We start from the raw sequence: 20,216 nt of genomic DNA on the forward strand, positions 1-20,216 counted from the left end.
TACTAATAATCACATTTCATGTTGATAGAAAATCTAGTTCATCGAAGATGAAGCAAAAATTTCAGGAGTTAGAAAAAAACGAACGGGATGCATTGGAGATATCTCAGCGCTCGCTGGAACAGTGCAATGTCTAGGGAGATTGTCTTGACTGTGAAAGGGCTACCGGATGAACTTTATATATTGTGTAAGGATATTCTTTTAGAGTGCGACCAGTTTGGTAGTTATGAGCGACTTCGCTCGTTTTGTAGAGGACATCAGAAGCTACATTTTTTGAGATTTCAGTTGAGACAAGCTGCTGATTTGCTGGAATTATATGAATTAAATCTACCGATTTTACTTGAGAGCGAACACGAACAACATGGCTGGATATTTCCTATTTTTTTGGAAGCTTTGAAACAAGCTTGTCCTGATGGGGACGCACGTCGGGGAAAACTCAATCACCTCTCAGTAAAGGTTAAAGAACTTAGAAATCAACCTCAAGCATATACACCACAAAAACCTAAATCAGAACAGCGACTGTTTAAATTACTTCTACGCATTGACTTTGACGAACAGGAAGATTTGGTAAGACAAGCCTTAGAGTCACAAACTTTCTACAAAAAAACAGCAGCTTTTCTGGTTCATGGAGAGGATAAGTTCGGTCAAGAAACTCTGGTAACGCGACTTTCTCAATTACCTCAACTACGGAATGGGCGGCAAATTAAAATTAAAGCCTGCGGCATGAACGACATTTCTAACCTATGGAATGAAGTTGCCAAATACCTTTGTACTTATAATCAGTCTGCTGGACTTTTGTCGGAGGAAGTTATAGATATAATCTGCCAAATTTTACAAACACAAAATTTAATTTTTATTATTTCTGAAGTCAACCGTACATATATTGGTTTTTTGTCTGAGTTACTTCAGGATTTTTGGCAATTAATTATAGATAAAATATCTCAAAAAAATTACAAAGAAACATACTTAGTAATGTTCCTAGTTGATAATAAAGGATACGTATATAAATCGGGAGTTTCTTTAGCTTGGCAACTTAATCAGCCTGAATACCCCAAGATTCCCTTATATTTACCCCCAGTTAGTCGATTTCCACAAAAGAAACTGCAAGAATGGTTAGGAATGGCACAAGCCGCAGAGGTAGTACCTGAAAGTCTATGTGCGGAAACATTATTAGTAGAGTCTCAAGGAGGTGTTCCTGAACTTGTTTATCAAAGAATTTGTCACTACTGTGGTTCTAGTTGGGAGGGAAAATTAGCACAATGGTTGATTCAGTAATACCTAGCATTTACACAGGCGAAAAGCAACCATCCCCGCAGGAATGCGAAATTGATGGACGTGAGCCTTATATACCTTCGCCAGAGTTGGTTGAGGCAGTAAATCTTACAATTTTTTTACAAAAACGCCCTTTGTTGCTCAAGGGTGAACCGGGTTGTGGTAAAACTCGCTTGGCTCGTGCTGTGGCTGATGAGCTAGGTTTACCTTATGAGTCTTGGTATATCCAGTCTACAACTAGGGCAAAAGATGGTTTTTACACTTACGATGCGATCGCTCGTCTTCAGGATGCCCAATTAGGACAGTTTGATGAACAGAGACGCTCAAAAGTAAATGACCCTAAAAATTATATCAAGCTTGGTCCGTTGGGTCGTGCCTTTCAAAACTCGCTCTTAAAATCGCAACGTACTGTAGTTCTTATTGATGAAATTGACAAAGCCGATATTGACTTCCCCAACGACTTACTTCAAGCGCTAGATGAGGGGCGATTTCCCATTCAAGAAACGGGAGAGGAAATCAAAGCAAACCCAAAGGAACCTCCAATTATATTTATTACCAGCAATGACGAGAAAGATTTACCTGATGCTTTCCTACGTCGTTGCTTATTCCACTATATTAAGTTTCCTGAAGAATCTGAGTTAGTCAAAATTATTAACGCCCACTTTCCGAACTCACAACCAGCAGTTATAGGAAAAGCAGTTGAACACTTTCAAGAACTGCGAAAGAATATGAAAAGTAAAACTGGTAAAAAAGTGAGTACTAGTGAGTTAATTGACTGGTTTACAATCTTGCGAGAATATCCCGAAGACAAGGCTTTGAGTAAACTAGAAGGAAAACTGCCATTTGCTGGAGTTTTACTAAAGTATTGGAAAGATTATCAGGATTACACGGGAGAAAAAAATGAATTCCGTTGAAATTCCTTTACTCAATGTTTTATTAATTTTATTTAATAAATTGCGGTCATACGGTTTTCCTTTGGGTGTTGATGATTATATGTTGGCACTACAGGCGTTGCAAGGTGGATTTGGTATGGGAGATCGCCAAACATTAGAGCGATTGTGCTGTACACTATGGACAAAATCTGAGCAAGAAGCCCGTCTACTCAATCGACTTTTTAATGAAGTGCTAGCTCAACCCCAAACTCATGTAAATCAATCTTCCACTAAAGAACCAGTAAAATCTGCGATCCAAATACCCAAAGAACCCGAAACGCCTCAACCTTCAAATTTATCAACAAAGCCACAAGAAACTGTAGGTTCCTCTACATCAACACCTGTTTCCGAAGAATCTAATCAAGCACCGCTTGAAAATCAACCAACTCAGCCTCCAAAACCAGTTGCTGAACCAAGTCCACCTGCTGACATAGTGCAAGAAATTGAACCGGAACAGGTAATTCAAGCAGTTCGCAGCAATCAGTCTAACAGCTTTGAAATAAGCTACTACCCCACAGATTTATCAGCTGAATATCTACCAGTAACTAGCAGAGAGATAAAGCAGGGTTGGCGTTTTTTACGTCGTCGCGTGCGCGAAGGTACATTGGAGGAGTTAGATATAGCAGGTACGATAGAAAAAAATTGTCGCTACGGTATTTTACCTGAACCAGTGATGGTGCCACGCTATACCAACCAAGTTAAACTGGTATTACTAGTTGACCAAGGCGGCTCAATGATTCCTTTTCATCATCTTTCCCGTCAATTAATAGATAAAGCTAAACGGGGTGGAAACATTAAGCAAACCAGTGTTTACTACTTCCAGAACTATCCTGAAAAATATCTTTATAGCGACCCTACTCGGCTGAAAGCTCAACTAATTACGAACTTTTTAGAATCTATTGACAAAAAAACATCCGTACTAATTGTTAGCGATGCTGGTGCTGCAAGAGGTAACTATAATCCAGAAAGAGTCAAGGATACACAGGAATTTATCAAACAGCTACAGCAGTCAGTTAATTATTATGCTTGGCTTAATCCCATGCCCAACGATAGCTGGAAGTATACCACAGCTGGTGAGATTGCTCGTTTTGTGCCAATGTTTGAAATGAGCCGTGAAGGACTTAGTGCAGCTATTAACACTTTACGCGGTCGCTATGTTTACTGGGAGCATCCCTATCAGTGGATGTTGTCATAGTTACTATGAGTGAAACAAGTGCAACAAATTTAGACATAGCTATGGAGCGAGTCGTAGGATTTGCCCAAAAATTCGATCGGGCACATCTGGACTTGGCTTGTCATGCAGCATTTCCGCAAACACTCACACCAGATTTACTTTACCAAATTTGGTTACGCTTTGTACCGCAAGCGCCCTGGACAGCAGTTGCTCGCATACTTCTGTCTCGTTTGTGTCGTGAGGTGGGTTATGAACTTTACGAGATGGATGTCGCTGTGCGAAATCTGTTACTAACAGAACTTAAGGAAGATGAGCGCTTTGGCAAGCAGCAATTAGATAAATTAGCCGAGTTTTATAGCCATTATTTAAGACAGCAATTTGGTAGCGAAGAAGGAGAAGAAAAAGATTTAACCCAACCTCAACATTGGATAGTACTTGCTCATAGTCAACCCAATCAAGTTAATCGTGAATTAGCAAAAGCTCTTGAGTCGAGATTCAAACAGCAAAACTGGAAAGAACTGTTTCGTATAGCATCATCTATAGAAGCCATTCCAGAAGCATTGGCCGAATTTGAAGCACCACTGATGACTTATGCTCGCGGAATGTTGAGTTACACTACTGGGGATTTAGAGGGTGCGGCAGAAGAATTTAGCAAACTGCAAAGGCGGGAACTTCAGGTTGAGATTGCTGGAGTCAATTTATCGATTCCTGATGAAGTTGAAGAGCCTTTAATTGAAGTAGAATTAGCTTTCTTGCAAAGATTGTTGCAAATAATTTCGGAAAGTAATAGTGATGCACAAGTAGTTTACTCATTTCTGCAAAAGAATATAGGGAAACTGAATGAACATTTAGCAGAAGTATTGCGGCTTTGGGCAAAAAATAACTTGACAGAAGCGCAGCCAGATGAAGCGCAATCACGAGCTACAGTCATCAGCAATTTTAGTATTTTGCTAACTCAGTTTCCCCTGGGTTCTAGAGCCAGCAATATAGAGATTGCTATTACTGGTTATGAAATAGTGCTGACTGTCTTTACCCGCAAGGTGTTTCCTAAAAATTGGGCAGGCATACAGGCACTCTTAGGGAATGCTTATAGAGACAGAATTCTGGGAAATAAAGCGGAGAATTTAGAACAGGCAATTGCATCTTATTGGGCTGCACTCCAAATCTTCACCCGCGCTGATTTTCCCCAAGATTGGGCTTTGACACAAATTTGTTTGGGGGAAGCTTACATTAACAGAATTCTGGGAAATAAAGCGGAGAATTTAGAACAGGCAATTGCATCTTGTTTGGCTGCGCTCCAAATCCTTACCCGCGATGATTTTCCCCAAGATTGGGCAGGTACACAAATTAATCTAGGAATTGCTTACATTAACAGAATTCTGGGAAATAAAGCTGAAAATCTAGAAAATGCGCTCGCTGCGTTTGCTGCGGCTTTAGAAGTGAGAACCCGCACTGCTTTTCCCCAAGATTGGGCTTTGACACAAAATAGTTTGGGGATTGCTTACATTAGCAGAATTCGGGGAGATAAAGCTGAAAATCTAGAAAATGCGCTCGCCACTTTTTTATCTGCACTAGAAATTTTTACCCGCACTAGCTTTCCTCAACAATGGGCTTTGACACAAAATAATCTGGGAACCGCTTACCGTGAGAGAATTCTGGGGGAGAGGGCAGAAAACCTGGAAAAGGCGATCGCTGTATACCAAGCTGCTTTAAGTGTCAGAACCCGCGATGCTTTACCCTATGATTGGGCAGACACGCAAAATAATTTAGGAACCGCTTATCTTAAGAGAATTCTGGGAGAGAGGGCAGAAAACCTGGAAAGGGCGATCGCTACTTTTTCTGCTGCCTTACAAGTATACACCCGTGAATCGTTCCCATATTACTGGGCTTTGACACAAAATAATTTGGGAACCGCTTACCGTGAAAGAATTCGGGGGGAGAGGGCAGAAAACCTGGAAAAGGCGATCGCTGCTTTTTCTGCTGCTTTGAGTGTCAGAACCAGGGAAGCTTTGCCTCTAGATTGGGCAGCAACGCAAAATAATCTCGGACTTGCCTACAGGGATAGAATCAAAGGAGACAGGACAGATAACATCGAAAATGCGATCGCTGCTTTTGCTGCCGGGTTGCAAGTAAGAACTCTCGAAGCTTTGCCTTATGATTGGGCAGAGACGCAAAATAATCTCGGAACTGCTTACTGTAACAGAATCTTAGGAGAACGAGCCGAAAATATTGAATTGGCGATCGCTTGTTTCCAAGATGCTCTGAGAGTTAGAACTATTGACGCTTTTCCCATTGATTGGGCAGAAACGCAAAATAATCTAGCAACTGCTTACCTTAATAGAATCAGAGGGAATAAAGCTGAGAATTTAGAAATAGCGATTGCTTGTTTGCAAGAAACTTTGAGAGTTTATACCTTTGATGCTTTTCCCCAAAACTATGCAGAAACTTTATTTAACATGGGGATAGCTTACCAAAAAGCAAACCAGTTTACCTCAGCTTACAACACCCTTGAATCTGCCATTGCCACAGTAGAATCTTTACGGTCAGAAATAGTTTCTGGGGAGGAAAGCAAGCGCAAACAAGCGGAAGAATGGAACAAATTTTATAGCTTCATGGTAGAAGTTTGCGTGGAATTAAGTAATATTAAGGAAGCGATTGAATATATTGAACGTATCAAAACCCGCAACTTAGTTGAACAGATTCTCGAACGGGGCTCTAAAACCATCTTCCCCCTAGATGTTGTCACTCAACTAGAAAAATACAGGGATGAAATAGTCACAGGACAATATCAAATCCAAAATGGTAAAGCTGAAAATCCACAAGCCCTAGCACAACATCTCCAAGAATTGCGACAGCAGCGTAATGAATTGCAAAACCGCTACTTAAGAGTTGGTTATGGTTTCAACTTTGACTCATTCCAGGCTACTTTGGATGAGCATACAGCCATTATCGAGTGGTATATTCTGGAGGAGAAAATTCTGACGTTTATTGTCACAAAAAGAGGAGGGCTAACTGTTTGGAAGTCCCAACCAGAAGACCGAGAAGCTTTAGAAAATTGGTTAAATCAATATTTGCAGAACTACTACGAGCAAAAAGATCAATGGGAGCAAAAAAACCAATGGAAGAAAAGCTTCTTAGGGGAAGAACTCAAAAAATTAGCTTCCATTCTGCACATTGATGAAATCTTAGCCCTAATACCAAGGCGCTGCGCTCGATTAATCCTCATTCCCCATCGCTTCTTGCACTTGTTACCGCTCCATGCATTACCTGTAGGGGAATCATACTTAATTGACTTATTTCTTAACGGCGTAGGCTATGCACCCAGTTGTCAAATATTGCAATTAGTCCAAACTAGGCAACGTCCTAAATTTAGTAATTTGTTTGCTATTCAAAATCCCACCCAAGACTTGGATTATACCAATATAGAGGTAAAAGCTATTAGACAATACTTTCCCCATGCGGATGTGTTAGTAGGAAATGCTGCAAACAAGGCAGCAGTTACCAACCAGCTACTCCAGTCTGCCCACTGTGTACATTTTTCTGGTCACAGTTACTTTAATTTTAACTCTCCTCTAAAGTCAGCTTTAATCTTAGCAGACGCCATAGTTACTGAAAATATTGACCTAAGCAAATGCCTTACTTTAGCAGAAATCTTTAATCTCAACCTAAGTGAATGTCGCTTAGTTACTCTCTCAGCTACTGAAACAGCCTTAACAGACTTTACAAGTGTTAGTGATGAATATATCGGCTTTCCCAGTGCTTTTATTGTTGCAGGTACTACTAGCGTAGTAGGCAGTTTTTGGTCACCTAATGATTTATCAACAGCTTTGTTGATGATTAAATTTTATCAGAATCTACATATAGGTAATACGACGGTAGTAGTTGCCCTTAATCAAGCCCAAATATGGCTTCGGGATAGCACAGGAAGTGAACTATCAAAATGGATTCAAGAAAATCTGCTATCATCATTAAATCCGGCACGTAGACTCTATCTACTTAGTAAGCTTAACCGATTTGACACAGAAGAACATCCATTTAAGGACCCTTTGGACTGGGCAGCATTCTGTTATATTGGTCAGATGGAGTCAAAAATGTCACCTTACGAAGGAAATATTTTAACTTTTGTATACATATTACAAACCCAACCTGAGCTATTAACGGCAGAAGACCGTACTGATGTACTTGAATTGCTTTCAACCCTTCCAGATGATGTTGAAGAAATCTCAAATGCGATCGCCCTCTGGTACGAAACCCGTCCGCACATTTTAGATGCTATCCTCAACGTACCAGTTGAGGATTTAGACAGTTTACGAGCTGCGGGCGGTCGTAGGACTCCCATCACAGGTGCAGAAAGTAAGGAGATGATTGAAAACTCGGTAACTCAAAGTAGCAAGTCAAACCAGCCAGATTCTTCTTCGTCTCAAACGAAAAAAGAATGAAATTTAAGCCAGTAAATATGAGTTCATCTATCTGTATTTGGATGATAACCACTGAATAAAAATAATTTGAAAAACCTTACTATACTTGATATCTGCGAGAAAATTACAATTACTACATTCGTCTCCATTCTCGCTCAATTTTTTCTAACTCTTTTACTGCCCCTAAATTTAGATATATTTGGCAAGCTGTATTATAATAACCTTCTGCCATTTTTACATTGCCACGTCGATGTTCTAGCTTGGCTAACCGATAGTTAGTCAATGCAATATGTTTAACCATACACATCTCCTGCATCTTAGCTAAAGCTTCTTTTAAAATTTCTTCAGCTGATTCAAAATTACCAATATAAAATTCAGCTTCCCCTAAATTTCCTGTAGTTTCAGCAATATTAATTTCAAGCTCAGGAAAACTAGATAATTCTTCGTAAAATTGTAATTGTTTTTTGTATGTTTCTGCTTTTATACTCCAACTCTGACGATTGCAATCATCCAAAAATTGATAAAAATTATGCATTCTAGCCCGGTCATAATTTTCATGCTGTGATTGCAGTCTTAACTGATAACTTTGTTCTTCTAAATCCCAGCTTTGACGTTCACTTTCAATTAATTGCAATGAAAGAGTAGACATCTCTTCTAAATTCTCATAACTCTGCTCCTGAGCTATAGACAAAGCCATATTGAAGTATTTTTCTGCTAACTGCCAATCACCAAAATCAAAATAGCTTTCTCCTAATGAGTGTAGACATTCAGAGAGTTCAATGTTACTTAGATATGGCAAAAGTTTTTCATACAGTTCTTGCAATAAATGCCAGTAACCCCAACGCTTTAAATATTTTTTTGCACTGGAGTTCAATAATTTGTATGCTTCCTTGTAATTTCCTAAATAGAACGATAAGTATTGAGCTTCTAAACATGGATATAAATCTTTGATGCTTTTAGGAGTATCATATATATTTTTAGCTGCCCGATAATACAAGTAAACTCTTTGTATAAGAGCAGGTAACTTATTTATAAACTCTTCTTGTAAAAAATCTTTAATAATCCTATGCAAGCCATAATAATGTTCGCACTCTTGTTTGTTGTAATACGATTCAACTAAACAATTATCAACTAATCGTTCTATAATTAACTGTGTTTTATCAATCTCTATATCACTATTTTCATATCTTTTTTCTAGTTTAATAGGCTTTATTAAGTCACCTTCTTTAACCCAATCATCTGTATATAAACGTAAAAATGTTAGACCTTTAATATTAATAGACTCACGCAATACACATATACGTTGTAAAAGTTCCCTTCCCTCTTCACTTTGACGATCAAATTGAACTCTCAAAAGTTTGGCAGCATTTTTTGTTATCAATTCTGGATGTTTGCGAAGATATCCAGGTTTACCTTTAGCAATAGCAGCTAATTGAGTAAGTAAAAATACATATCCATCTACACGTTCTGCTACCCATTGCAAATCTTCGTCACTATCTGTAAGCCGACGTTGCTGTAAAATTCTCATACCTGCTTCAATTGATACACCAGCCAGAGTTTCTAAATGCACTAACTCTGAGTCTGGTTGGGAACCTTCATGACGCGAATCTGCCAAATTAGATGGTTTTTCTCTACAGGTTATAATAATTTGAGATTGGTGGTTTTTATACGTTAAATCATTTAGCAAAACACCCAATTCTTCACAAATAGCATATCCAGCTAAAGGATGGCTTGCTGGGTGTAACATTACCTCCAGTTCATCAATCAAGATTAAAAATCGCTGCTGTAATAGTTTCGCCAATATAAAGTTAATTTTTTGTTGAGCATTATTTGCTGATTTTGCCGTTTCAATTTCTAACGCATTCAAGAAGAATTGAGCAATTTCATCAAATCTGCTTCCTTCTTTTACTCGGAAGAAAATCACACCATCATAAGGACTTTCAAAAGCTAGAGAAGGTGGTTTAAACGTCACACCCACTGATTCTAAAAGTTTAACAGCTAAACTTGTTTTACCTATTCCTCCTTGACCCAACAATACTATAACTTTAGGTAGAATCTTTGTAGAATCTGTCTTAATTCCAGGTTGCAGCAATTTAGATTTTAATTGCTCTATTAACTGAGTTCGCCCTTCCCACACAGCTATTTCCGGAATTTCTTCTAACCCTACCACTCGTTTTTCAACACATTTTTCTAAGGAGCTTGCTAATTGGCAAAGATTTTCAATAGCATTAGTTTTGTGGAGCATAATTTGGTTACTCTCCACGGTAATAAATTGCTTTACAGCCCCATACAGTTCTCTCAATTCACCATGTAGCCGATCCCCAGGATGGTACTTATCTCGTAAAGTAGCTAACAAAATTGCTAAAACAGGCTCACCGCTATTTGTAAATTTTCCTATTAAATCTCCTATACAAAAGTCAACTAGTTGCTTTCGACTATTTGCCTTTCTAATTTCATATTTAAATGGAAGTAGTTCATCAGTGACGAAAACTGCAATCAGAGTCTCGTAATCGTTAAACTCATCGCATTGCAAGAGAACTTGGCGACATTGATTATTTAGCTCTCTCGGCAGTCCTGCACTCATTTCTTTGCAAACAAATAATACTTTTCAGATACTGAGGCTACTGAGACTAATGTAGCGTATCTTTGTAAGATTTTACCTCTACTGCGGTTTCCAAGCAACCTTTTATATCCATTGTAATCAACAATCCTTTGACTTTTGCAAGGTGTTGGTGTGATGCAGAATGTTGCAGCTAGATTTCCCATGTACAATTTTATATATTTATAAGGCATTTAGACGGAGATATGGCAGGTATCCCCCCGCAACTGCTTAACCGATTACGTCAAGCACTGTTACAGTGCGAGCAATTTGAGAGCGATCGCCAGCTCAGAGCAATTTTCACCTATGAGCCACTCCGTCCTTGGCATTCTAGTTTACCCCAAGCAGATAGTCAGACTAGCAGGGTGGACAATCTAATTGGCTTCCTGGTTGATAAGCATCGCAGCGATACCAAGGAAAATGCCCTTGTGCTGTTTGTACGGTTATTAAGTGAGCAGATAGATGAGGGAGATGAACGTCATCAGCAGTTGGCTGGTTTAGCTTCGGAGCTTGAAAGAGCTATTGTAAGCAGCACAACTACAAAAAATTCTAAACAAAATATTAATTCAGCAATCAATATTCAAGTTCACAGTGCTGGTCAAGGAAATAAAAATTCGCAACAACGAGAACAAAATTTACCTTGTGCAGTAATTATTACTGCTATACCTGTTGAGTATAAAGCTGTTCGCGCCCATTTAACAGAACTGCGAGAAGAGTTACATCCCCAGGGAACAGTTTACGAAAGAGGTAAATTTGTTGCCAACGGCATAGTTTGGAATTTGGCAATTGTTGAAATTGGCGCTGGTAATACTGGAGCCGCAGTGGAAGCTGAACGTGCAATTAACCACTTTCAACCAAATGTAATACTTTTCGTTGGGGTAGCGGGTGGTCTTAAGGATGTTTCTTTGGGTGATGTAGTAGCTGCAACAAAAGTATATGGTTACGAATCAGGTAAGGCAAATATAGCATTTGAACCCAGACCAGATGTTGGTTTGTCAACATATAAACTAATACAGCGAGCCAGAGCCGAAGCCAAGAAAGAAGATTGGTTGCAAAGGCTCAAGCCTAACATCCCCAGTCCAGTACCTAATGCATTAGTTGCACCTATTGCAGCTGGAGAAAAAGTAATTGCCTCGAAACGCTCTAGTCTTTTGAAATTTCTCCACTCAAATTATGGTGATGCGATCGCAGTAGAGATGGAGGGAAGGGGTTTGCTGCAAGCAGCCCATGCTAATCAGCCAGTATCAGCACTAATTGTTCGTGGTATTTCGGATTTAATTAGTAGCAAAAGTAAAACAGATAAAGCAGGTTGGCAAGAAATCGCCGCACGTAACGCCAGTGCGTTTGCGTTTGAGATTCTGGCAAAAATTAACGTAGCTCACAACTCAGAGCAAGGGCTTCAAAAGGAAAAAAGCAGACTAATAGAAGAAATAAGCAAGCGTCAGGAGCAAGACAGCAGACTTCAAGAGGAAGAAAACAGATATCGTGATGACATAACAAGGCTTAATGGAGAAATTAAGCAACAAGAAAATGAAAGTGCCTTTTTAGAAGAGCAAGTTAAAAGTGTTGCACCGCAAAATACCATAACAGCCTCAAACTGGTTAACTAAACGAAGAGAAATTGCAAGGACAGCTGTTCAGCGAGTTTTTAATGATAAATCATCAAGACTGGAAGAAATGATTTTAGAGACAGGGTTACCACCAGATAAGATTTTTGAAGGATTTTGCGATGAGATATCTATTTACTTGAAAAAAATTTATTACTATATTTTGAGTGACAACAAGAATCTACTCGAACAACCAGGTTCTCCAGTGTGTCTTCCTGTAACTGCATATCAACAGGTGCTTAAAATTGCAGGAATGATTGCACTGGAAGAAATAGGCGAAGATGGTCAACAAGTAAAAGAGAGCCTAGAAATTCTAATTTCTAATCTCTCTAAAGGTGTTTTCTAACCACCTAACTCATGGATTCGTTTCTGAATAGATTCAGCTTCAGAGATCAAGTTAACAATTTCTGTTTGTAAATTATCACGTTCTTGTTGTATTATATGAAGTTGCATTTGCTTTCTCACTACTTCTTGTTCTTTGTTTGTAATGGCTTCAGCAATTATACCTAATTTCTTTTTCCATAGTTGAATTCTAGGGTCTTCTCGCATCGAATTTAATGTATAAAAGACAACTATATATTCAATTGACCTTGGTAAACAGCCGGGTAAAAATCCTAAAGATTTAATTAAAGTATGAGTAAGATGAGTAACCCCCACAGGTTGAAAGCCGCCAAAACCAGATAATTTGGCTGTTAGCCAAAGGAAAGACAACGACTTTTCTTGGTACAAGGTGTGAGTATAGTAGTTACGTAAACATTTTTAATTTGTCCCCAATAAATAATGCATCTTATGGCGGGACGTTTACTTATTTTCTCCTGCAACATGATTTATAAGAGAACTATATGCCCGGTATTCCACCAGAATTGCTCCGCCAGTTGCGTGACGTGCTGTTAGATTGCGAACAATTTGAAAGCGATCGCAAACTCAGGTCTGTTTTTAACAGCTACGAACCTCTCAGACCTTGGCGTTCGAGCGTACCCCAGGCAGATAGTCTCACTAGCAGGGTGGATGCTGTAATTGGCTACTTAGTTGATAAACGTCGTGGCGATACACAGGAAAATGCCCTTGTTCTGCTATTGCATCTTTTAAGCAATTTAATAGATAAGGAAGATGAACGCCATCAACAACTGGCAGATTTAGCAGTCGAACTGGAAAATGCGCGAGTAAGTACATCAACTAGAAATAAGCCTCAACCAACAAATCAACCAGAAATTCATTCAAGAGGTAATGCAGTACAAAAAAATAACCAAGCACCAGAACTTCGCCCTATAAAAAATCGCTGGGCACTTTTGGTAGGTGTCAACAGCTATAACGACCCCAACTTTGGACGTTTAAATTTCTGTGTAGATGATGTGCTGGCATTAGAAGAGAGACTCAAAGCACTAAACTACAGAGTTGTTTGTTTACACGATAGACTTGGATACGGTAACTCCGCAATATTCGTCTTTGGGATACACGTCCCCTGTTACAAAGTAACCGACAATTACAGCAAATTCGACCTTACTACAAATTTCCCGGTGCTGATATTGACCGCTACACCCTGAAGCAGGAGGAGAAAACCGAAAGACAACAAACAATTATAGCAGCACGGGAATTAGATTATACCGATGTTCCCCAACAAGCACAGACTTGGGTGAACAAACACCTGATTTATACTCACGGCTATGGTTTTACACTCAGCCCTGTGAATATTGTTGATACGGGTGGGCTACCTTATTACTACGTCAAAGATATTGGCGTTGATAATACGGGTAACCAGGGTTCGGTACAGATTACCAGCGAATCAGTTCGAGTCAGTCTTCCCGTTGGTCAACCACGTATCTATTACGGTGAAATTACTGATACCTATGTCATGACCGGGACAAGAACTAAAGAATTAGACTATCCCAGTGGGAATGATAATGTATACAACGTTTATGATGGACGTGGAGGTATTGGCATTGGTGCAATGTGGCGGCGCTTGCTGTTTGCCGAATATCTTAAGGATTGGCAAATGCTACTGACAAACAACTTCACCCCACAAACAAAGCTGCTGTTTCGCCGCAATATCAAGCAACGCGCACAAGCCATTGCTCCCTTTTTACGTTATGATAGTGACCCCTATCTTGTCGCTGCTGATGGGGGAAAAACAACTAAAAAAGGCGAAGAAACTTATCTTTACTGGATTCTTGACGCTTATACAACAAGCGATCGCTACCCTTATTCCGATCCGGGACAAAATAAATTTAATTACATTCGCAATTCTGTCAAAGTTATTATTGATGCTTACAATGGCTCGGTTAACTTTTACGTAGCTGACCCAACAGACCCAATTATCCAATCTTTTGGGGCAATCTTTCCTAACTTGTTAAAACCCTTGGATGCAATGCCAGTTGCCCTTAGCAATCATATTCGCTATCCACAGGACTTTTTTAGTACCCAATCAGAAAGATTGCTAACTTATCACATGACCGATCCCCAGGTATTCTACAACCGAGAAGATTTGTGGCAAATTCCCAACGAAATTTATGGCAGCCAACAACAACAAGTAGAACCCTACTATCTGATTACAAAACTGCCTCAAGCAAAATCAGAAGAGTTTATCTTACTACTGCCCTTTAAACCCACACAACGCGCAAATCTTATTGCTTGGTTGGCAGCACGTTCCGATGGGAAAGAATACGGCAAGTTATTGCTGTACGAATTTCCCAAACAGCAGTTGGTTTACGGAACCGAACAAATTGAAGCTTTGATCAATCAAGATCCGGTGATTTCTGAAAGAATTTCTCTATGGAACCGCCAAGGTTCAAAGGTAATTCAAGGCAATTTACTGGTGATTCCCATTGAAAAATCTCTGCTTTATGTTGAACCCCTGTATTTAGAAGCAGAACAAAATAGTTTGCCAACCTTTGTTAGGGTAGTTGTTGCTTATAATAGTAGGATTGTGATGGCAGAAACTTTAGAACAAGCACTTGCTGCTATCTTCAAGCCCAATCAACCTACAACACCTGCGATTGTTCGCCCGGTAGAATGACTTGTCAGGGTTCTCTCGTGACTTTAAACGTTTGCGCCTTTTCCGGTAAGGTTCGCAATAGCTGTAATTAACTGCATTGGTTCGATTGGCTTGGCTAGGTGTGTCTGGAAACCCGCTTTCAGGGCTTGAATGCGGTCTTCTTCCCTGGCATAGGCTGTCAGGGCAGCAGCCGGAATTTGTCCGCCTTGTTCTGGAGTCAAAGCTCTGATTCGACGGATGAGGGCGTAACCATCTTCGACTGGCATACCAATGTCACTGATGAGCACATCTGGTTTTGAGCGTTCGAGTAACTGCATTGCTTCACCCACGGAAGCTGCTGCAATTGCTCGAGCTCCGCAATCTTGAAGCGCTGTCACTAAAAACTCACGGGTATCTCTCTCATCATCTACGATTAAGACTCGTAAACCATTGAGATTCAGAGGATTCTCAGGCAGAGTGGGGTTCTGTTGGGGGAGTTGCTTCAAATCATTCACCCGTGAAGTATGAGCCATCGCGCTCAGCTCCACGGTAAACGTTGCTCCTTGACCCGCTCCAGGGCTTTCTACTTGAATCGTACCACCATGTAGTTCCACTAGCTGGCGGACAATGGCTAGACCCAGCCCCAGTCCGCCATGCGCCCTCGTACTTACACTCTCGGCTTGGCGGAAGCGATCGAAAACATAGGGCAAAAAGTCCGGGCTGATGCCAATGCCAGTGTCGCTCACCTTAATTTGGACTTGAGAATTAACACGTGTTAGCCAAACCTCAACCCGCCCACCAGTAGGGGTGAACTTAATGGCATTGGAGAGCAAATTCCAGACGATTTGCTTTAAGCGGTCAAGATCTCCCCAAACCAACCCGACATCGGGGTCAAAGTCTGACACAATCTGAATCTTCTTGTTGTTAGCGGTGGGACGCACTGTATCAATAGCTGCTTCAATCACTTGTATCATATTAGTTGGACAGGGATACAAGCGAACCTGACCGCGAATGATGCGGGAGACGTCTAATAAATCTTCAATGATTTGGTTCTGGGCTTTGGCGTTGCGTTCAATAATTTCTAGTGCCTTATTGGTCTGAGTTGAGTCCAACTTCCGAGAATGCAGTACTATGTGCGCCCAACCAAGGATGGCATTCAGGGGTGAGCGCAACTCGTGGGAAACAATTGCCAGAAACTCGTCCTTAGTACGGTTTGCCGCTTCGGCTTCAGCACGTGCAGTTTGTTCGCGAAGCAACTGAGCGCGGTCTTCTTCTGCGCGTTTGGCAAGAGTGATATCGCGTTGCACTGAAACCCAGTGAGTGTAACAGCCTGTTTCATCCATGAGCGGCATCAGGCTCACCTCTACCCAATATTCCGAGCCGTCCTTGCGATAGTTAATTAGTTGGGTGACCACAGGCTCAAATTTCTCTAAAGCCGTCCGAATTGCGTCCAGCACGGGGCGTTCCGTCTTCGATCCCTGCATCATACGTGGGGTTTTGCCAAGCACTTCCTCCGGATGGTAGCCACTCATGCGGGTAAAAGCTTCGTTAACGTATACGATACGCGGACCAGGCTCGTCCAGGGGCTCAGTTTCTGTAATGAGAATCGCTTCATTCATGTTGACGACCACCGACTCCAGTAATCTCAACCGCTCCATAACCCGTTTGCGTTCGGTGATATCCCGTAACAACCACCGCAAAGCCACCAAACCTTCCCGATCGCAGATAGCGCTTACCGTCATAGAAGCGTCAAAGGATGTCCTTATGCCCTTCCCACCGCGTGGCACCAGGCATACTTCCCAATCTTGTAATTGGTTGTTCACCTGGCACATCTGGTTGAGTTTGGTACGAAAGGTTCTGCGCTCTTGATGGGTGACGAAGTTGACTAGCGGTTTGCCAACCAGAAATTTAGGATTGATGTTGAGCAATTTGGCTGCAGCTCTGTTGGCTTCCAAAATCTTCCCTTGTGCATCAGTAACAAGGTAGCCGTCTGGAGCAAACTCGAATAAATCTTGGTAGCGCTGGCGCTCTGCTTCTACTGTATGGCGGGCCGTTACTAGCGCCTCATTTTGCGATCGCAGTTCCTCTTCAGCTACCTTTAATTCCTCAAAGGCGGAGTTAAGTTCTTCAAGAGCTGTTGGCAGCCACATTTGAGCCGACAGTGAAGCCCCACTAGTGTCTTTCTGTAAAGCACTGACGCGCTCGTACAGAATCTTGAGCTGCTGGAAAAATTTTTCCTCGTTCACGCCCCATCTGTTCCGTTAGTAGACGCTCTATTGTTCTACCAATTTCCTATGAAGATGAGCTTAACAGTTCGTAATATTCTTAGCTGAAAACCTTAGTCTATCTGGTTGGTTGTTACCAAATATTAAGCTCAAGTTTACAGAAAATTGGTATTAGTTAAATCAATTTTACATAAACTTCTTGCTAACAGGTTACACTAATCTGAATTTGCTTGAATCTTACTAATGAGAGAGATAGTTTTGCTCAAACTACTTGTTCTGCCATAACCAGATTTTGTAGATGGTTGGCGATCGCATCTAGAGGAAGAACCCAATCAACTTTCCCTGTATTAATAGCGGATTTGGGCATACCGAAACATTCACAACTCGCCTCATCCTGGGCAATCACTGTACCACCGTACTTTTTTACTGCTAGCACTCCCAGGGTAGCGTCACTATCTTTTCCAGTCAGGACAACGGCGATCGCTCGACTTTTAAAACTAGCGGCAGCTGAGGCAAACAGTTTATCAGCTGCAGGGCGGACAAAATTCACCTTTGGCGAATCTGACAGAGACAAAGTCCCATCTGAGTTAATCAGCAGGTGCTTGTCAGGAACAGCAGTGTAGACTGTTGCTGGACGTAACACCTCGCCGTCTTCCGCTTGCTTGACTTGCAAAGACGTATGACGGCTGAGAATTTCCGCCATATAGCTGCGGTAATTGGGACACAGATGCTGTACTACAGTAATTGCTGCCGGAAACTCAGCTGGCAGTGCTGACAAAATTGTGCTGATAGCTTTTAGCCCTCCTCTGGAAGCTGCTATTGCTACTACGTTGTAAGCAATATTGGGAAAGTGGGAGATAACCTTATGTTTCGCGTACAAAACCACGTTTTTAGTTTTCTCTTTTAGAGAGTTTAAGTATGGGCTTAGGGATGAAATGCTTTAGTACGCAAGCGTACATAATCTGTCCCCTACTATTTATTGTAAAGAAGTTAAGTACGCTTGCGTACTTAACTTCTTTACAATAGCTCTTCTTTTGCCAGACGACTTTGATGGATGTTATGGGTTATTTGATTGGTATAGAACTGGTTCAAAAAGATTTCCCATGTCCGGATCTCAAAGTTCTCCCAATCCCAAAAATCGGCTTTTAGCTGCCCTTCCACCAGAGGAACACCAACGCCTCCTGCCTCACCTGCAGTTTATCACCTTAGAATACAAGCAAGTTCTCTACCAACCCAACGAACCCATTGAGTACGTCTATTTTCCCAACAACGGCGTTATTTCTCTGCTGACGATTATGGAAAATGGCGAGGCAGTGGAAGTGGGTACGGTGGGCAATGAAGGCTTTGTCGGGTTGCCCTTATTTCTGGGAGCCAATTCAATTCCCGGTCAAGCTTTTTCTCAAATCCCAGGGGAAGCCCTACGGATGAGGGCAGAGGTATTCAAAGGCAAAGTAACTCCAGGTAGCCCCCTTCACAACCTGCTGCAACGTTACACGCAAGCAATGTTTAATCAAATCGCCCAATCGGCTGCTTGCAATCGCCTGCACTCGATTGAAGAGAGATTTTGTCGGTGGTTGCTCATGACTGAAGACCGCGTAGGGTCACATCAGTTTCCCATCACCCACGAGTTCTTAGGGCAAATGCTAGGGGTGCGCCGTGCTAGCGTGAGCGTAGTTGCTGCTACTATTCAAAGGGCGGGGTTGATTAGCTACAGCCGTGGCAAAATGACTATTCTTGACAGAGAGGGTCTCGAAGACATCACCTGTGAGTGTTACGGCATTGTCAAAGCTGAGTTCGATCGCTTGCTTGGCGGTAATTCAGCACAATAAACCTGATGATTCTTCCGTAGATTTTTTTGAAAATACAAGTATTAATAATTCCTGTTGAAAAATATTTAAATAAAACCCACTATATTTGTAGTTAGAAAAAACATAACTAGTGGTCTGTCCCATTAATTTTGGGGGGTTGGTCTGAGTTGTAATAGCGAAGACAGCGCAACTACGAACCTATCAAAACTTTTGCGATAGACCACTAGTTTAACTTATGGAAAACTAGATTGGTGCAGTCGTGCGATCGCGCAACCACTAACCAATCAGTTCTCCCATAAGCAAGCTACTCTAGAAATTCCTTTGATAATATTCCTCAATTGCGCCCACAGCCTTCAATAAGGGCGAATCTAGAGGTTCAACCCAGTCAGCTACTTCACGCGCCAACCCAAGAGTTGCGCTTCCTCCTGATGGTTCAAGCTGACCTGCTAACGTTTGACTTCTGATTGATTGCAGGGCACCAATCACATTATTCAAACGCTCTGGATTTGATAGTTCAGAACGTATTTGTTCTGCTATGTTCAGCGCTTGTTCTATGAGTTTGAGCAATTGTGTGGTCTTGGTTTCCATAAATTTTATTGGCAGATGAAATCTTTGACAACAAGATTTTCTCCCTCAATCCATTTGATATTGGGATCTTTTGTATCCTTAATGAAGGTCTGTTGACCTCCCCCTGGGTAACATTGTGAGGGATTTTGAGGAGCAACAATGCCTTGATAAACTACCGTGCCGACTGGCAAAGTCACTTTGAGCATGGTGGTGGCTTTATTGCCCCACGATTGATTGAGAGCTAAATTCCTGATGACTTCTACGTTTGTTTTATATTGGTCTGTAGTTAAATATCTACCGTATTTGTTTGTACTGCTACTATAGTAGCGATAAAAAGTCTGAGGCTGTTTTAGTGTGACTTCCTGACATTTAGAGTCAAGGAAAGTCACGGCAATTTCCGTTGGCAAAGGACAGGCAGTAGCAGCTTCTTGAGCGAGAACTCGCAGTACACTGAATAGAGGAGTTGAGATGCTGAGAACGCTTAAACCAATACTTAGCGATACTGATGGCAATTTCATAATAACCCTTCCTCACGAATTTTTGTAAAGAATTTTACCATAGTTAAAAACTTGATTAATGTATTTATACTTTTTTTATACGGTACGAAAAAACTCGAAATTCTGAAACTCTCGCCTTCCCAGACCTCT

At 41.1% G+C, this 20,216-nt stretch carries 13 protein-coding genes and 1 pseudogene; 8 read left to right on the forward strand and 6 right to left on the reverse strand.

The annotated features are described in order from the left end of the window. Positions 1 to 126 precede the first annotated feature (126 nt). The 4 genes from ACYRY3_RS39695 to ACYRY3_RS39710 are packed head-to-tail and all read left to right on the forward strand — an operon-like array spanning position 127 to position 7,814. Positions 127 to 1,272: a hypothetical protein gene (locus tag ACYRY3_RS39695; protein WP_460207319.1), complete on the forward strand. Its 1,146-nt coding sequence runs from the start codon at positions 127 to 129 to the stop codon at positions 1,270 to 1,272. Further along, positions 1,257 to 2,183 carry an AAA family ATPase gene (locus ACYRY3_RS39700; protein WP_460207320.1) on the forward strand — a complete coding sequence of 309 codons (927 nt, stop codon included), beginning with the start codon at positions 1,257 to 1,259 and terminating at the stop codon, positions 2,181 to 2,183. Before ACYRY3_RS39695 ends, ACYRY3_RS39700 begins: the two co-directional genes overlap by 16 nt. Further along, positions 2,170 to 3,396 carry a hypothetical protein gene (locus ACYRY3_RS39705; protein WP_460207321.1) on the forward strand — a complete coding sequence of 409 codons (1,227 nt, stop codon included), beginning with the start codon at positions 2,170 to 2,172 and terminating at the stop codon, positions 3,394 to 3,396. The genes ACYRY3_RS39700 and ACYRY3_RS39705 overlap by 14 nt, the downstream gene beginning before the upstream one ends. Before the next feature lie 5 nt (positions 3,397 to 3,401). After that, complete coding sequence (locus ACYRY3_RS39710; RefSeq protein WP_460207322.1) at positions 3,402 to 7,814, forward strand: CHAT domain-containing protein; 4,413 nt, start codon at positions 3,402 to 3,404, stop codon at positions 7,812 to 7,814. 112 nt (positions 7,815 to 7,926) lie between these two features. Here ACYRY3_RS39710 and ACYRY3_RS39715 read toward each other — a convergent pair whose 3' ends face one another. Continuing rightward, positions 7,927 to 10,377, reverse strand: coding sequence for a tetratricopeptide repeat protein (locus ACYRY3_RS39715; protein ID WP_460207323.1), 2,451 nt, complete (start codon positions 10,375 to 10,377; stop codon positions 7,927 to 7,929). 221 nt (positions 10,378 to 10,598) lie between these two features. Here ACYRY3_RS39715 and ACYRY3_RS39720 point away from each other — a divergent pair, with 221 nt between their 5' ends. Beyond that, positions 10,599 to 12,344: a 5'-methylthioadenosine/S-adenosylhomocysteine nucleosidase family protein gene (locus ACYRY3_RS39720; RefSeq protein WP_460207324.1), complete on the forward strand. Its 1,746-nt coding sequence runs from the start codon at positions 10,599 to 10,601 to the stop codon at positions 12,342 to 12,344. On the opposite strand, the gene ACYRY3_RS39725 is transcribed toward ACYRY3_RS39720, so the two are convergent. Further along, positions 12,341 to 12,727, reverse strand: coding sequence for a hypothetical protein (locus tag ACYRY3_RS39725; protein WP_460207325.1), 387 nt, complete (start codon positions 12,725 to 12,727; stop codon positions 12,341 to 12,343). The genes ACYRY3_RS39720 and ACYRY3_RS39725 overlap by 4 nt on opposite strands. Positions 12,728 to 12,840: 113 nt before the next feature. Here ACYRY3_RS39725 and ACYRY3_RS39730 point away from each other — a divergent pair, with 113 nt between their 5' ends. Beyond that, a complete protein-coding gene (locus ACYRY3_RS39730) occupies positions 12,841 to 13,542 on the forward strand; it encodes a hypothetical protein (protein WP_460207326.1) in 702 nt (233 codons plus the stop codon). Continuing rightward, positions 13,428 to 15,011 (forward strand): annotated as a pseudogene (locus ACYRY3_RS39735) (UPF0182 family protein); the annotation flags it as partial. The gene ACYRY3_RS39730 and the pseudogene ACYRY3_RS39735, both read left to right, overlap by 115 nt. Before the next feature lie 23 nt (positions 15,012 to 15,034). Here ACYRY3_RS39735 and ACYRY3_RS39740 read toward each other — a convergent pair. Both ACYRY3_RS39740 and ACYRY3_RS39745 read right to left on the reverse strand, forming a co-directional pair. Next, the gene (locus ACYRY3_RS39740; protein ID WP_460207327.1) at positions 15,035 to 17,215 is read right to left on the reverse strand and encodes a PAS domain-containing protein; all 2,181 of its coding nucleotides are present in this window, start codon (positions 17,213 to 17,215) and stop codon (positions 15,035 to 15,037) included. Between the two features lie 241 nt (positions 17,216 to 17,456). After that, positions 17,457 to 18,074, reverse strand: coding sequence for a chemotaxis protein CheB (locus ACYRY3_RS39745; RefSeq protein WP_460207328.1), 618 nt, complete (start codon positions 18,072 to 18,074; stop codon positions 17,457 to 17,459). A gap of 223 nt (positions 18,075 to 18,297) precedes the next feature. On the opposite strand from ACYRY3_RS39745, the gene ACYRY3_RS39750 reads away from it, so the two are divergent. Further along, on the forward strand, positions 18,298 to 19,023 hold the full coding sequence (locus ACYRY3_RS39750) for a Crp/Fnr family transcriptional regulator (protein WP_460207329.1): 726 nt from the start codon (positions 18,298 to 18,300) through the stop codon (positions 19,021 to 19,023). Positions 19,024 to 19,311: 288 nt separating this feature from the next. Here the strand turns inward: ACYRY3_RS39750 and ACYRY3_RS39755 are convergent, their stop codons facing one another. Further along, positions 19,312 to 19,590, reverse strand: a complete 279-nt coding sequence (locus ACYRY3_RS39755; RefSeq protein WP_460207330.1) for a hypothetical protein — start codon at positions 19,588 to 19,590, stop codon at positions 19,312 to 19,314. Positions 19,591 to 19,595: 5 nt separating this feature from the next. Beyond that, positions 19,596 to 20,087, reverse strand: coding sequence for a hypothetical protein (locus ACYRY3_RS39760; RefSeq protein ID WP_460207331.1), 492 nt, complete (start codon positions 20,085 to 20,087; stop codon positions 19,596 to 19,598). Positions 20,088 to 20,216: the final 129 nt, after the last annotated feature.

It is taken from the genome of Scytonema sp. NUACC21 (assembly GCF_054684315.1).

What these genes read in the sequence shown, in the direction of transcription:
- ACYRY3_RS39750 (WP_460207329.1), top strand. Translation starts at nt 18,298, where the DNA reads ATGTCCGGATCTCAAAGTTCTCCCAATCCCAAAAATCGGCTTTTAGCT.
- ACYRY3_RS39700 (WP_460207320.1), top strand. Translation starts at nt 1,257, where the DNA reads ATGGTTGATTCAGTAATACCTAGCATTTACACAGGCGAAAAGCAACCA.
- ACYRY3_RS39720 (WP_460207324.1), top strand. Translation starts at nt 10,599, where the DNA reads ATGGCAGGTATCCCCCCGCAACTGCTTAACCGATTACGTCAAGCACTG.
- ACYRY3_RS39730 (WP_460207326.1), top strand. Translation starts at nt 12,841, where the DNA reads ATGCCCGGTATTCCACCAGAATTGCTCCGCCAGTTGCGTGACGTGCTG.
- ACYRY3_RS39715 (WP_460207323.1), bottom strand. Translation starts at nt 10,377, where the DNA reads ATGAGTGCAGGACTGCCGAGAGAGCTAAATAATCAATGTCGCCAAGTT.
- ACYRY3_RS39695 (WP_460207319.1), top strand. Translation starts at nt 127, where the DNA reads ATGTCTAGGGAGATTGTCTTGACTGTGAAAGGGCTACCGGATGAACTT.
- ACYRY3_RS39710 (WP_460207322.1), top strand. Translation starts at nt 3,402, where the DNA reads ATGAGTGAAACAAGTGCAACAAATTTAGACATAGCTATGGAGCGAGTC.
- ACYRY3_RS39760 (WP_460207331.1), bottom strand. Translation starts at nt 20,087, where the DNA reads ATGAAATTGCCATCAGTATCGCTAAGTATTGGTTTAAGCGTTCTCAGC.
- ACYRY3_RS39755 (WP_460207330.1), bottom strand. Translation starts at nt 19,590, where the DNA reads ATGGAAACCAAGACCACACAATTGCTCAAACTCATAGAACAAGCGCTG.
- ACYRY3_RS39705 (WP_460207321.1), top strand. Translation starts at nt 2,170, where the DNA reads ATGAATTCCGTTGAAATTCCTTTACTCAATGTTTTATTAATTTTATTT.